This window comes from Duganella phyllosphaerae, from assembly GCF_001758785.1.
Taxonomy (GTDB): domain Bacteria; phylum Pseudomonadota; class Gammaproteobacteria; order Burkholderiales; family Burkholderiaceae_D; genus Rugamonas; species Rugamonas phyllosphaerae.
In genome coordinates, this window is the sequence record NZ_LROM01000090.1 from 279,659 (window position 1) to 293,580 (window position 13,922).

The window sequence follows — 13,922 nt, forward strand, 5'->3', positions numbered from 1 at the left end:
CGGCAAGCGCTCAAAAAACGGGCAGCAATGATACAATTGTCGCCCTTGAAACGTGCCGGCAAGCTCACAAGGCACACCGCACGCACCGCCAACATGCCTCCTGAGAACCAGACCGCCATGCACCCAGAAATGCCGACACCCTACGAACAGGGCAATCAAAACCAGACCACCTTGCACAGCGAATGCATCGCCTTCTACGAGCAACTGGCGCAGCGCTTCCCGCAAGTGCTGCGTTTTGAGCAGATCGGCACGTCCGATGGCGGCGTGCCGATCCACGCCGGCGTGGTCAGCGCCGACGGCGTATTCGACCGCCACCTGATCAAGGCGCAGGGCCGCCCGGTGTTCTTCAACAACAATGGCATCCACCCCGGCGAACCCGAGGGCGTCGATGCCTGCATGGCCATCGTGCGCGACCTGTGCTTCGATGCCGACAAGCTGGCCGCGCTGGGCACCACCGTGCTGCTGTTCGTGCCGCTGTATAACGTCGATGGCGCCCTCAACCGCGCCAACACCTCGCGCGTGAACCAGGATGGCCCCGAACAGTTCGGCTTCCGTGGCAACAGCCGCCACCTGGACCTGAACCGCGACTTCATCAAGTGCGACACCCTCAACGCCCAGCTGTTCAACCAGCTGGTGAGCACCTGGGACCCGGACGTGATGGTCGATACCCACACTTCCAACGGCGCCGACTACCCGTACACGATGACCCTGATCCACACCCAGGCCGACAAGCTCGGCTATGGCCTGGGCCCATTCCTGCGCGACACCATGCTGCCGCACATCTACGCACAGATGGCAGCCAAGGGCTGGCCTACCTGCCCGTACGTCAACCCGGTGCACGACACGCCCGACGACGGCATTGCCGAATTTCTGGAAGTGCCGCGCTTTTCCACCGGCTTCGCCGCCCTGCACCACGTGATCGGCTTCATGCCGGAGACCCATATGCTCAAGCCGTTCAAGGACCGCTACGAGTCGATGCGCGCGCTGCTGGACGTGACCATGGCCTTCACCACCGCGCACGGTGAGCGGATCATCAAGCTGCGCGCCGATGCCCGCGAGCAGGCCGCCAACGCCAGCGAATGGACCGTCAACTGGAAGATGGACGAAGCCAACCCCTCGACCTTCCGCTTCAACGGTTACGCGGCCAAGCGCAGTCCCAGCCTGCTGGGCAACTACCAGCGCCTGTCGTACGACCGCACCCAGCCGTGGGAAAAGGACATCGCCTACTACAACAGCTTCGTGCCAGCGGCCACCGTGCGCGCCCCCAAAGGCTATATCGTGCCGCAAGCGTGGCGCGAAGCGATCGAGCGCCTGAAGTGGAACGGCGTGGAAATGGCGCCATTCGACGAGGCCGCCACCATCGAGGCGCAGTACTATCACATCGTCTCGGTCACCTCGCGCCCCAACGCCTACGAAGGCCATCTGTACCACGACGCGGTCGAGCTCGAAGCGCGCACCGGCAGCTTCACGGTACAGGCCGGCGACTGGTTCATTCCGCTCAAGCAGCACAACGCCCGCTACGCGGTAGAAACGCTCGAACCGCTGGGCCACGACTCGTTCTTCCGCTGGGGCTTCTTCAACAGCGTGCTGGAAAAGAAGGAAGCGTACTCGGACTACGTGTTCGAAGACCTGGCGCTGGACATGCTCGAGACCGAGCCTGAATTGAAAGCCAAGTTCGACGCATGGAAGGCGGCCAACCCGGCGCTGCTGTCGCAACAGGATGCGGTACTGGGCTTTATCTTCGAACACGGCCAACGCCACGCGGAGCCGGAGTGGCGCCGCTACCCGGTGTTGTCGGTCTTCTAAAGCCGCATAAAGTTTGCGTTTTTCCGATGCACGCAGCGGCGATCCCGCCGCGTGCATCTTGTCGCTTGTTTCGCCGCCCACAAGGTCACCGCATGCATTACGCACTCAACCTGCGCACGTTTTTCTATAGCCACTATTTTTACCTGGGGCTGCGTTTTGCCGCCGGCCTGGTCGGCGTCACCCTGATCTCGCTGCAGTTCACCAACCTGCACACCGCGATGACGGTGTGTATCGGCGCGCTGTGCACGGCGCTGATGGATATGCCCAGCCCGCTGCGCCACAAGTTCAACGAGATGAGCGCGTCGGTACTGCTGTGCAGCTTCGTCACGCTGTTGATCAGCCTGTGCGCGCCGCTGCACTGGCTGTTAATGGTCATGCTGGTGCTGATCAGCTTTTTCGCCTGCATGATGGTGGTGTACGGCAAAAAGTCGATGCCGCTGCAACTGGCCACGCTATTCATCATGACCATGTCGATGGAACACTCGATGACGGCCAGCCAGTCCTTCATCCATACCGCCTGGTTCACCTCGGGCGCGGTGGCCTACCTGGCCTATGCGATGGGGGTATCCTGGATCTTGCGCCACCGTATCAAGCAGCAGGTGCTGGCCGAGGCGCTGTTCGAGCTGGCCCATTACATCGACATCAAGGCCGATTTCTACGACACCCGTTTCAATCTTAACGAGCAGTTCAACAAGCTGGTGCGCCAGCAAAGCGTGCTGGCCGACCGCCAGCAGGCCTCGCGCGACCTGATCCTGCGCGCCCACTTGAATGCCAAGGACGCCATCGTGGTGCAAACCCACGTGTGCATGCTCGACCTGTACGAACTGGTGCTGTCCACCCACACCGACTACGCCCAGCTGCGCCTGCACCTGGCCGACTCGCCGGTGATGACCACGCTGCACGACCTGGCCTGGAAGTGCGCGCGCGATATCGAATCGGTGGCCTACGATGTCACCCGCAAGAAAGCCTCGTACCCCGAGATTAGCTACGGCCCGGAGCTCGACGCCGTCGAAGCCGAACTGGCCGCGCTGCAGGCGCGCATTGCCGCCGGCAAACCCCAGCAGGAGGCGCTGGCCGTGCTGCGCGCGCAGCGCAACAAAATCCGCGCCATCATCAGGATGATCGGCGAGCTGCACCAGGCCAGCCAGAAGGCCTACGCGACCACGCCGTTCTGGGTCGATGCCGACATGGGTCCGTTCCTGTCGCAGCAGAAATATGAACTACGCATGATCCTGTCGCACCTGCGGCTCGACTCGCCGATCTTCCGCTTCTCGCTGCGGGTGGCGATGGCGATCTCCGTGGGCCTGGCGGTGGCGGCGCTGCTGCCCTACGCGGCGCACAGTTACTGGATCGTGCTCACCATCGTCATCATCCTCAAACCGAGCTTCAGCATGACCAAGCAGCGCCGCACCGACCGCATCATCGGCACCATCATCGGTTGCGTGATCACGGCGGTGGTGCTGCACGTGATCAGCAACATGGCGGTAATCCTGGCCATGCTGGTGCTGGCCACGGTGGCCACGCCCACCTTTATTTACCTGCGCTACCGGTACGCGGCAGTGGCGGTGTCGATCATGATCCTGTTGCAGATGCACCTGATCGCGCCCGGCAACAACGACCTGATCATGGAGCGGCTGGTCGATACCTTCATCGGTGCAGCCGTGGCCACCGCCTTCAGCTTCGTGCTGGCCAACTGGGAATACCAGAGCGTGCCGCGGCTGGTGCGCGGTGTGCTGGAAGTAAACCTGCGCTATATGCAGGCCAGCTTCGACCTGCTGCAAGGCAAGGGCAAGGACGACTTCGCCTACCGCATCGAGCGCAAGCGTTTGATGGACAGCCTGGCGGGGCTCAGCTCGGCGCTGGTGCGCATGCTGGACGAGCCGGCCAGCAAGCGGCGCGCGGTGGAAGATATCAATTTGTTCATCGTGCAAAACTACCTGCTGGTGGCGCACGTGGCGGCCCTGCGCGCCATCCTGCGCCGCCACGTGGTCGAATTGCCCACCGAACCGGTCAACGCCATGCTCGGCATCAGCCACGACCAGGTGGTGCGCACCTTGAGCCAGGCGCTCGATCCGCAAGCCGCGTACATCCACGTCGAAGCCTTGCCCGATGCGCCTGCCGCGGACGCGGTGCCGTGGTCGGGCTGGCCGCTGGTGCAGCGCCGCATCCGCCTGTTGCAGGCCGATGCCGTAAAAATCATCGGCTACAGCCAGGCTGTACTGCGCAATATTGCCTGATGAATAAATGAAAGCGAAAGTAGCAGCACCATCGCGCCAGTTATCACGATAGCGAATATCATACCGTGCGGCAACACGATAGTGTTATACGGTTTTTCTATCGCATGCATCACAAAATGAAAGTATATTTATTTCTCCGAGAGGCGCATACTGCACTGCATCAAACAGACATTCTCAAGGAGCTCCACATGACCACTACCGTTTTCAACTACCACACCAACGTTACCGACTTCGCCAGCGACGTTACCAACGCAGTGCGCAAGTTGTTCATCGCGGTATTCGTCAAGAAGCCCGTTGCCGTGGCCGAGCAGATCGCCGCTGAAGAGAGCGCCGAAGAAACCATCTGGTGGCTGAGCAGCACCGCCAACGAAGTGGCGTCGCACTCGCCGAGCCTGGCATCGGAACTGCGTTACGCCGCAGCCCGCGCTTAAGCCTGAACCCTGTTTGACTGACCGAATTCAAGGAGAAACACCATGCTGACCATCATCGAAAACCTGCCAGTTGCCGTTGCCCTGACCGCTGTTGCTCTGCGTCTTTACCTCGGCGCCAAGCCAGGCAGCGCAAAGTAAGAGCGCGTAACATAACCTCCAGGGCTTCGTTGCAGCTCCTCGCCGTACATTCGTACTGTCTTCGTCGCTGCGCCTTGCCCTGCAGGTTGTGTTAAGCGCTCTGGCGTCTTGATCAAATGGGCAAAAGCCCCGGTCCGCTTACGCGGCCGGGGCTTTTTAACGTCTGGCCGGCTTACTGCCTATTCAAACGGGAGTTGCGCATTCCATACAGAAAATAAGTGATGACGGCTGCCGACATCCAGATCGCAAAGATCGTGTAAGTCGTCAGTGACAGGCCGAACATCAAGTACAGGCAGGCGCTGATGCTCAGCCCCGGCACCAGGTAAGGACCGAACGGCACGCGGAAGCCGGCGGTCGGGTTGGCGCGCTGCTTGTAGCGCAACACCGGCACCGCCAGCGACACCACGATGAACGCCGTCAAGGTGCCCATGCTGACCATGTCCCACAGGAAGGTCGCATCGACAAAGCCGGCCACCAGGCCAACGACCAGGCTGACGATCAGGGTGTTTTGCACCGGCGAAGCCGTACGTGGATTAACCTTCTGGAAGGTCTTGGAAATCAGGCCGTCCTTGGAAATTGCGTACAGGATGCGGGTCTGGCCGTAAATCGTCACCAAGGTCACGCTGAACACTGAAATGACCGCGCCGGCCGCCAGCACCAGCGCCGGCCACTTGTGGCCGGTCACATTCTGCAAAATCACGGCCAGCCCGGCTTCCTGGCCGGCAAACATCGACGCCGGCTGCGCCCCCATGGCAGCGAACGCCACCAGCATATAAAACACGGTCACAATCGCCAGCGCCGACAAGATGCCGATCGGCACGTTGCGGGTGGGATTGCGCACTTCCTCGCCGGCGGTGGCTACGGTGTCGAGGCCAATGAACGAGAAGAACACGGTGGCCGCAGCAGCAGTCACGCCGGCCATGCCGGTGGTATGCACACCGCCGTCAGGGCTGAAGAACGGGTGGAAGTTGTTGATATCGAAACCCGAGAACGCGATCACGATGAAGAACACCAGGATCGCCAGCTTGATCAGCACCATGATGGCGTTGGTGGTGGCCGATTCCTTGGTGCCGCGTATGAGCAAGGTGCAGCACAAAATCACCAGCAGGATCGGCGGCAGGTTGACGTGGCCGGGACGCAGCTCGATGCCGTGGCTGGCCGTGGCCACGATCATGGGTGAGCGCAACATTTCCGGGATATGCCAGCCGAATGCGTTGTTGAGGAAGTTGTTCAGGTAGTCGGACCAGCCGATCGCCGTGGCACTGGCCGCCAGGCCATACTCGAGCAATAAACAGGCGGCCATGATGAAGGCCAGGAATTCCCCCACCGTGGCATACGCGAACGAATACGACGAGCCCGATGCCGGGATGCGGAACGACAGCTCGGCATAGCACAGCGCGGTCAGACCGGCGGTAATGGCCGCGATCAGGAACGACAGCACTACCGACGGGCCGGCCTTGGGCACAGCCTCGACCATGGTAAAGAAAATACCGGTGCCGATGGTGGCGCCAACGCCGATCATCGTCAGCGGAAACAATCCCATCGAGCGGTGCAGGCGGTTGCCGGAAGGCGCTTGATCGGCGCTGACCTGCTCAACGTGTGGAGCGACCGGCTTGGTACGGGTCAGCTTCTGGACCAGCGTTTGATTCACAGTGATTCCTTGTGGGAGATATGTTCGGGCAAAAAAAAACTAAGCGATTATAGGCCTTTACGCCTTCCACCAAGAAAGTTCTTGTGTGTGATCTATACAACTTAAATAAAGTGCTAACAATGCTATTGTCGTTACAGTTACTTACTTTTGATACAGCGAGAATGTAGATCGTGATCCATGTGCGCGCTACTCTCGGGTACAAGATTGATACTTGGCTTGATACTTGGTTTGATACTCAGTTTGACATTTACATAAGACCTCAGGGAGATTCGTGTTATGCCGGTTAAAAAAATCCAGTCCTATATTCCTACCGTTTCCCGCCGTGTCCATCCGGCCGTTACTGTTGCCGCCGCCCTGCTGGGCTTTGCCGCCACACTTGCCGCCGTCCTCATCGTACGCGGCCAGAACTCCAACTAGCATTTACTGCTGACCTCCTCCCTGCCAGCCTGTAAAATTGGCGCGGTCGGGATAAGAAGGGGTATCCCTGACACCCAGGGTCAGCCAGTGCAGTCCAAGCCAGCCTGTGACGGGAGCCGTCGTCCCCTTGGCTTTGGACCTATGTGGTAACACGCTACTACCGAGAACTGCTCAACTTCCTGTCGCGCGCGGTGAACAACCGCGAGGCTGCCGCCGACCTGGCGCAGGAAAGCTACGCGCGCGTGCTGGCCATGCAGCAGGACGGCGTGACCATCGCCGAACCGCGCGCTCTGCTCTACCGCACTGCGCGCAACCTGGTCATCGACCAGCACCGGCGCGACACGGTGCGCGGCGTCGGTGCTGACCACGATTACTATGACGTGCACGCCAGCGACGGCGACGCCAACTTCTCTGCGCTCGATACACTGGCCGCGCCGGCCGGCCTCGAACCCGAAACCGCCGCCATGTCCGCCCAGGGCGTGGCGGCGATGCTGGCCGTGATCGGCGAGCTGCCGCTGCGCTGCCGCGAAGCCTTCATCCTGCATAAATTCGACGGCCTGTCGCAGGCGGCGGTGGCGCAGCAGATGGGTATTTCGGTAACCATGGTCGAGCGCCATATCAAGCATGCCATGCAGGCGTGCCGCCGCTGCGCCGAAAGTCCACCGCATGAATGAATTATTCGCCGCCCGGGGTTGGGCTGGCGCCAGCTCGCGCGTCTACATCGATATCCCCATGACTTTGCCATGAGCCCAAGCCCGTCATCCCCTAATCCTTTGAGCGACGTCGATCAGCAGGCGCTGGACTGGTTCGCCCGTCGCCAGCGCGCCTTGACGGCTGCCGAAGAAGCCGCGTTCCACGCTTGGCTGCAAGCGGATCCGGCCCACCGCGCGGCGTTGGCGCGCTGGCACGGCGACTGGCGCCAGCTCGACGACCTGCCGGTCGATGGCATCGCGCAGCTGCGGCGCCAGTTGGCGGCGGACCTGGCAGCGGCGAAGGGCGCCAGTACCCCGGCATCGCGCGGCAGGCGTGACTGGCTGGCGGGTGTGGCCGCCATTGCCCCACGGGCGGCGCTGGCCACGGTCGCGCTATCGGCAGCCGGCGGCGGCTACCTGGCCTGGAACCGCTGGCAACAGCAACCGCTGTACGCGGGCGACTTTCGCACCCTGCGCGGCCAGCAGCAGGACATCACCCTGCCCGACGGCAGCACGCTGCGCCTCGATACCGACACCCGCGTCGCCGTGGCCCTGTACCGCGAGCGGCGCGAGGTGCGCCTGCTCGGTGGCCAGGCGGTGTTCCATGTCCAGGGCGACCAGGCGCGCCCGTTCGCGGTGCTGGCCGGCGCCGTGCGCGTGACGGTGGTGGGTACCCGCTTTTCGGTGCGCCACACGCCGGAGATTCCGGGCGCCGAAGAAATCCGGGTGCAGGTCGAGGAAGGCCGCGTGCGCGTGGCCGGCGGCGCCGGTTCGCCGGTGATGGAACTGCGCGGGGGCCAGCGCATCGCGGCAGACGCCAACGGCCGGTTGGGATTGATCGGCCAGGTGGCCGAAGCCGGCATCGCGCCTTGGCGCGACGGCCGCATCACCTTCGACAACACGCCGCTGGCCCAAGTGCTGGCGGAGTTCGGCCGTTACGGCAGCACCGGCCTGCTGGTGCGCGATGCCGATGTTGCGGCCCTGCGCGTGACCGGCACGTTCGACCCGCACCGGCTGGAGAACTTCCGCCGCGTGCTGCCGCGCGTGCTGCCGGTGGCGTTGCGGCGCGACGGTGCGGTCACCGAGATCGTTTCTACGCGCGCCCAATAATTTTTTCAATATTTTTGCAAACGGGGTTGGGGTTCTGCGTCACCATGCGTCTACATGAGAAGGATTCTTATTCAACCTCTGGAGAACGCATGTCCCGTTTCACTTTTCAGCCCGCGCCACTGGCGTTGGCCATCGCCCTCGCCTTTAGCACCTCCGGCGCCCACGCCCAGTCCGCGCCATCGCCATCGGCGGCGGTCGCCGTCGAGATTCGCATCGGCGCCCAGCCGCTGGCCCCTGCGCTCGACGCGCTGGCGCGCCAGACCCGCCTGGAACTGATGGTGCAGCCGGCGCTGGTGGCCGGTAAAACTGCGCCGGCGGTCAACGGCCGCATGACCGCGCGCGATGCGCTGCACATGCTGCTGACCGGCAGCGGCCTGGCCGCCGATATTGACGGCACCGTGATCACCATTCGTCCCCAGCGCCGCGAAGACGCCGCCGTGCAAACCCTGGCGACGGTCGCCGTCACGGCCCAGGCCAGCCCCACCACCGAAGGCACCGGTTCGTACACTACGCGCGCGGTCAGCATCGGCAAGGGCGAGCAGGCACTGAAGGACATCCCGCAATCGATCAGCGTGGTCACGCGCCAGCTGCTCGACGAGCAGGCCCTCACTACCGTGTACGACACCCTGGCCAGCACCACCGGCGTGACCATCCAGCAAAGCCCGCAGGGCGGCAAGTACATCTACTCGCGCGGGTTCGACCTGACCACGGTGCAGTACGACGGCGTGCCGCTCAATCGCGGCATGTACGGGCGCGCCAGCAATCTCAATGCCGGCACCGCCGTGTACGACCGGGTGGAAGTGCTGCGTGGCGCCGCCGGCCTGCTGCAGGGCGCGGGCAATCCGGGCGGCGCGGTGAACCTGGTGCGCAAGCGCCCATTGTCCACCGACGCCACCACCGTGGTGGCCAAGGCCGGCTCGTGGGACAATTACGGCCTGCAGCTCGACGCCAGCCGGGTGCTCAGCGACGACGGCAAGGTACGCGCCCGCGTGGTGGCCGACTACGAGGACAAGAAATCGTTCATCGACTACGCCGACCGCCGCAGCCCCACCTTGTTCGCCACGCTAGAAGCCGACCTCTCGCCGCAAACCACGGTGAACCTGGCGCTCAGTTCCGAAGAAGTGAAAGGCCGCCCGTTTCTCAACGGCCTGCCGCGCTACACCAATGGCCGCGACCTGGAACTGCCACGCTCGACGTTTCTGGGCGCGACCTGGAACCGCCAGGACAACAGCAACCGCGGCGCCTTTGCCGACCTGACCCATTACTTCAACGACGACTGGACCCTGAAGGTGAGCACCGCCTACATCGAGGAAAAGAACGACATGAAGTACGCCGGCTCCGGCGTGGCGATCAACCCGACCACCAATCGCGGCGCGCTGCGCGCCTCCAACACCATCGCCAAGAACAAGCTCTCGGGCGTGGACGCCAACATCACCGGCAAGTTCGACGCGCTGGGCCGCCGCCACGAAGTGGTGGCCGGCGTGACCTACTCCTACGCCGAGGCGAGCACCATCTACGGCGTGAGCAGCAACTACTACACCTACGACATCAACAGCTTCAACCCCGACTTTGCCGAACCTTCCGACGATTTCATCTACCAGACCACGCGCGAAGCGCGGCTGGGCAAGTCGCGTGAAATCGGCGCCTACACCGCCGTGCGGCTGCAACTGGCCGATCCGCTCAAGCTGGTCATCGGCGGCCGCGTGGGCTGGTCGCGCACCGTGTGGGACACCACCACCACCGGCCGCGCGCCGTCGGTATCGACCACCAACCAGGGCGAGCACGCCAAGCTGGCGCCTTACGCTGGCTTGATTTACGCGATCAGCCCGACCTGGAACGCCTACGCCAGCTATGCCGACATCTTCTCGCCGCAGTACGAGCAAAAGGAATCGGGCGAAGCCCTGAAACCGCTGGTGGGCGCCAACTACGAGGCCGGCGTGAAGGGTGAGCTGCTGGACGGGCGCCTGAATACGTCGCTGGCGCTGTTCCGCGTGGTGCAGAAAAACCGCGCGCAGGAAGACTTCAGCACCAGTCCCACCTGCCGCAGCGACTACTACTGCTACATCGACACCGGCAAGGTCCGCAGCCAGGGCGTGGATGCGGAAGTGAGCGGTGAACTGGCCAAGCGCTGGAACATCTTCGCCGGCTATACCTTCAACCGCACCAAGTACGTGGAAGACATCAACAGCGGCGGCCTGGCCTTCAACAGCTTCACGCCCAAGCACATGCTGCGCCTGTGGACCACGTACCAGCCTGACGGCGCACTGCGCGACTTCACCGTGGGCGGTGGCGTCAACACCCAAAGCATGAGCTACCGCACCATCGGCGCGCAGTCGGCGGTGGTCAGTGGCCGCGCGGTGTGGAATTCGATGATCAAGTACCAGATCAATCCGCGCTGGTCGGCCACGCTCAACTTCAACAATATGTTCGACAAGCGCTATTACAGCACCCTGTCGAGCTTTGTGAACGCCAATTACTACGGCGACCCGGCCAACGTGATGCTGACCCTGCGCGGCAGCTTCTGATCGTCCGGGAGTCCGGGTCGTGATGAAAGACGGTTTTCGTCAGCAGATGTCATGGCTGCACACCTGGTGCGGCCTGACAGCCGGCTGGGTGCTGTGCGCGATTTTCCTCACCGGGACGCTGGCGGTCTTCCGCCAGCCGATCACGCAGTGGATGGAAGCGCGGCCGGTTGTGCAGCAGGCCGCATCGGGCGACCGCGCAGCCGTGCTGCGCGCAGCCACCGCCCACCTGGCAGCCAACGCCGGCAAGGCGCGCTTCTGGCGCATCGAACTGCCGGGCGAGAACGGCGGCCCGGTGCTGCTGGTCTGGCAAGGCGGCGGCCCGGTCGCACTCGACCCGGCCAACGGCGCGCTGCTCACCGGTGAGCAGGCATCGAGCCGCAAGACCGAGGGCGGGCGCCACTTCATGTCGTTCCACTACATGCTGCAGGCCGACACGCCAGGTTACTGGCTGGTGGGCTGGGCGTCGATGTGCATGCTGGTGGCGCTGGTGACCGGCGTGGTGGTCCACAAGCGCATCTTCAAGGACTTCTTCACTTTCCGGCCCGGCAAGGGCCAGAGATCATGGCTCGACGCCCACAACGCCACGGCGGTGCTGGCGCTGCCGTTCCTGTTCATGATCGTCTATACCGGGCTGGCGTTCTTCTACACCAGCTACATGCCCTGGCCGCTGCAAGCGGTGTACGGGGACGACGGTTACCAGCGCTACCAGTCCGAGCTCGATGGCAAGGAACCTGCACGACGACCACGCGGCGGCGCACCGGCGACCATGCACGACCTGGCGCTGCTGGTGCCGCAGGCGGAAAACCTGATGGCCCGCCCCGCACGCCGCGTTCTGATCGAGCAGCCGGGTCGCACCGGCATGGTCGTGCGCGTGTTCGGCGCCGCCGACGACCACCGAGCAGAGACCATCGCCAGCACCCTGTCGAGCGTGGCGTTCGACGGCGTGACCGGCGCCGTCATCGACGTCAAGACACCACGCGTGGACCAGCCGACCACCAGCGCCGACGTCCACGAGGTATTAAAAGCGCTGCACCTGGTGCGCTTTGGCGGCTGGAGCATGAAGTGGTTGTACTTTGTCAGTGGCCTGCTCGGCACGGCCATGATGGCGACCGGCACCATCCTGTTTTGCGTCAAGCGCCGCAAGAAAAGTGAGCAGGAATTCGGCCGCGCCACAGCCGGCGTCTATCGCGTGATCGAAGCGCTCAACGTGGCGGCGATTGCCGGCATCGCGGTCGCGTGTATCGGCTACTTCTATGCCAACCGGCTGCTGCCCGCGCAGTGGCCAGCAGAGTGGCCGGACCGCGCGGTGTGGGAGATCCGCGCCTTCCTGTGGCTGTGGCTTGCCACCCTGCTGCATGCGCTGGCACGTCCCTTCATGCGCGCCTGGATCGAGCAACTGGCCGCCGGCGCGGTGCTGTGCTTCGCGCTGCCGCTGTTGAACTACGTGACGACTGGCCAGCACCTGTTGGGGTATGCAGCGGCCGGCGACTGGCAGCGGGCCGGCGTCGAACTGGTGGCGCTGGCGTTTGGCGTCATGCTGGCGGTGATGGCGCGGCATGTGCAACAGGCGCGGCGGAAGGAAAAGCGATGAGTACGAAAACGACGAGCGTGAGCGCCCGCTATCGCTGGGAAGTGGCCGGCAGGTTCGTGCTGGCCGGATTCGGTGGCTACGTGTTGACGGCGCTGCTGTCGACCGTGCTGGCTTTGGCGTTGCCGTGGCTTCCGGGCGTGTCGCGCGCGGAAGGCGTGCTGGCCGGCAGCCTGCTCAGCTTTACGTTCTACACGCTGTACGTAATGTGGGTATTTGCCACCCGCAGTGCATGGCGGGTGTGGCTGACGACAGTGCTTGCCTGCGCGCTGCTGTATGGCGCGCAGGCACTGCTCGATTAAACCTCGGGATCAGGCTACTCGCACCACCATCAAACCAGCGCGCAAACCCACCCGCACATCGGGATTGGGAAACACCACCAGTTCTTCCGGGTGCTGCACCGTGTACACGGTGTCGCCGTCGCGGGCGATTTCCTGACCCTGCTGCATGGCCGTGAAATTGTGGGTCTCCTTGCCGAACGCCATGCGGAACTGGTCACTCAGCTTGATGATCTGGCGCGCCGTGTTGAAGATGTGCGGCTGGCGGCCGGCGCCCGAGTTGGTCGCGCCGCGCAGCAGGTCGTCGAGCGCTTGCGACGCGTCGGCGAATTGCGCCAGGTCGTTCTGTCCCAGGGTGCCGATGCGGCCCAGCTCCACCGTGGTGCCGGCCGCACCGTGGTGCTCGGCCGAGTAGTAACTGTAGGTGCCCACCGACGCCGGATTCATGATCACGGCGCCGATGCCGGCCGCACCGAGCCAGGCTATCAGGGTGCGGCGCGGCTGCTCGGCGATGAGCTCCGGGACGATGGCAAAAGTCGGATAGACCGATGGCCGGATCGCCGTGTGCAGGTCCAGGTGCCAGCGCTCCGGCCCCGCGTCACCGAAGAAATCGGTGGTGGCGGCGATCAGCTGGTCGGCGCGGGTGGCTTCCGCCGTACCGGCCAGCGTGCCCCGCTCGGTGCGGAACATGCGATTCAAATCCGCGTCGATGAAACGCTTGCCGGCGCGGATGGCGCCGATATTACCGACGCATAGCATCAGGTTCACCGCCAGCTTGCCCGCCTCGCGCGACAGCGCGTCGAGCAGGTACGCGACCATTTCGATCGGTCCGGTCTCGTCGCCGTGCACGCCCACCGAAATCAGGAGCGCGGGCCGCTCGCCTGATCCCTTGATGGTCAGGACACCGTCGGCCGGCTGCGCGACTGCGAAGCCGGCCGCACTGAAGCGCTGCGCGACCGCGCCGAAGTCCGCTTGCGCCAGCGCGCGCACAGGCTCTGGCAACAGGGCAGGCAGCGCAGCCGACGCTGGAGTGCGGTCGCCAGCCATGC

At 63.8% G+C, this 13,922-nt stretch carries 11 protein-coding genes; 9 read left to right on the top strand and 2 right to left on the bottom strand.

Features of this window, described 5'->3' with window-relative positions:
• Window positions 1-117: 117 nt before the first annotated feature.
• The 3 genes from DUPY_RS15260 to DUPY_RS15270 all read left to right on the top strand — a co-directional run bounded on the left by DUPY_RS15260 (window position 118) and on the right by DUPY_RS15270 (window position 4,474).
• Window positions 118-1,806, top strand: a complete 1,689-nt coding sequence (locus DUPY_RS15260; protein WP_070249231.1) for a M14 family zinc carboxypeptidase — start codon at window positions 118-120, stop codon at window positions 1,804-1,806.
• A gap of 92 nt (window positions 1,807-1,898) precedes the next feature.
• Window positions 1,899-4,043, top strand: a complete 2,145-nt coding sequence (locus DUPY_RS15265; RefSeq protein ID WP_070249232.1) for an FUSC family protein — start codon at window positions 1,899-1,901, stop codon at window positions 4,041-4,043.
• Between the two features lie 188 nt (window positions 4,044-4,231).
• A complete protein-coding gene (locus DUPY_RS15270; RefSeq protein ID WP_070249233.1) occupies window positions 4,232-4,474 on the top strand; it encodes a hypothetical protein in 243 nt (80 codons plus the stop codon).
• 310 nt (window positions 4,475-4,784) lie between these two features.
• Here the strand turns inward: DUPY_RS15270 and DUPY_RS15275 are convergent, their stop codons facing one another.
• A complete protein-coding gene (locus DUPY_RS15275) occupies window positions 4,785-6,263 on the bottom strand; it encodes an APC family permease (RefSeq protein WP_070249234.1) in 1,479 nt (492 codons plus the stop codon).
• 276 nt (window positions 6,264-6,539) lie between these two features.
• Between DUPY_RS15275 and DUPY_RS28410 the strand changes: the two genes are divergently transcribed.
• The 6 genes from DUPY_RS28410 (at window position 6,540) to DUPY_RS28650 (ending at window position 12,897) form a co-directional block, all read left to right on the top strand.
• Entirely contained in the window at window positions 6,540-6,680 is a 141-nt protein-coding gene (locus DUPY_RS28410) for a hypothetical protein (protein WP_167359070.1), read from the top strand.
• Window positions 6,681-6,823: 143 nt separating this feature from the next.
• Window positions 6,824-7,354 (top strand): sigma-70 family RNA polymerase sigma factor, encoded by a 531-nt coding sequence (locus tag DUPY_RS15280; protein WP_070249235.1) that lies wholly within the window; start codon window positions 6,824-6,826, stop codon window positions 7,352-7,354.
• A 69-nt stretch (window positions 7,355-7,423) separates the two neighbouring features.
• Entirely contained in the window at window positions 7,424-8,482 is a 1,059-nt protein-coding gene (locus DUPY_RS15285; protein ID WP_070249236.1) for a FecR family protein, read from the top strand.
• Between the two features lie 89 nt (window positions 8,483-8,571).
• Window positions 8,572-11,007, top strand: a complete 2,436-nt coding sequence (locus tag DUPY_RS15290; RefSeq protein ID WP_070249237.1) for a TonB-dependent siderophore receptor — start codon at window positions 8,572-8,574, stop codon at window positions 11,005-11,007.
• Window positions 11,008-11,029: 22 nt separating this feature from the next.
• Complete coding sequence (locus DUPY_RS15295; protein WP_070249238.1) at window positions 11,030-12,598, top strand: PepSY-associated TM helix domain-containing protein; 1,569 nt, start codon at window positions 11,030-11,032, stop codon at window positions 12,596-12,598.
• Window positions 12,595-12,897, top strand: a complete 303-nt coding sequence (locus DUPY_RS28650; protein WP_070249239.1) for a DUF3649 domain-containing protein — start codon at window positions 12,595-12,597, stop codon at window positions 12,895-12,897. Before DUPY_RS15295 ends, DUPY_RS28650 begins: the two co-directional genes overlap by 4 nt.
• A 9-nt stretch (window positions 12,898-12,906) precedes the next feature.
• Here the strand turns inward: DUPY_RS28650 and DUPY_RS15305 are convergent, their stop codons facing one another.
• A complete protein-coding gene (locus tag DUPY_RS15305) occupies window positions 12,907-13,920 on the bottom strand; it encodes a succinylglutamate desuccinylase (RefSeq protein ID WP_070249240.1) in 1,014 nt (337 codons plus the stop codon).
• Window positions 13,921-13,922: the final 2 nt, after the last annotated feature.

Coding starts and splice junctions, on each gene's coding strand:
- DUPY_RS15260 (WP_070249231.1), top strand. CDS start 118: ATGCACCCAGAAATGCCGACACCCTACGAACAGGGCAATCAAAACCAG.
- DUPY_RS15265 (WP_070249232.1), top strand. CDS start 1,899: ATGCATTACGCACTCAACCTGCGCACGTTTTTCTATAGCCACTATTTT.
- DUPY_RS15270 (WP_070249233.1), top strand. CDS start 4,232: ATGACCACTACCGTTTTCAACTACCACACCAACGTTACCGACTTCGCC.
- DUPY_RS28410 (WP_167359070.1), top strand. CDS start 6,540: ATGCCGGTTAAAAAAATCCAGTCCTATATTCCTACCGTTTCCCGCCGT.
- DUPY_RS15285 (WP_070249236.1), top strand. CDS start 7,424: ATGAGCCCAAGCCCGTCATCCCCTAATCCTTTGAGCGACGTCGATCAG.
- DUPY_RS15290 (WP_070249237.1), top strand. CDS start 8,572: ATGTCCCGTTTCACTTTTCAGCCCGCGCCACTGGCGTTGGCCATCGCC.
- DUPY_RS15295 (WP_070249238.1), top strand. CDS start 11,030: ATGAAAGACGGTTTTCGTCAGCAGATGTCATGGCTGCACACCTGGTGC.
- DUPY_RS28650 (WP_070249239.1), top strand. CDS start 12,595: ATGAGTACGAAAACGACGAGCGTGAGCGCCCGCTATCGCTGGGAAGTG.
- DUPY_RS15305 (WP_070249240.1), bottom strand. CDS start 13,920: ATGGCTGGCGACCGCACTCCAGCGTCGGCTGCGCTGCCTGCCCTGTTG.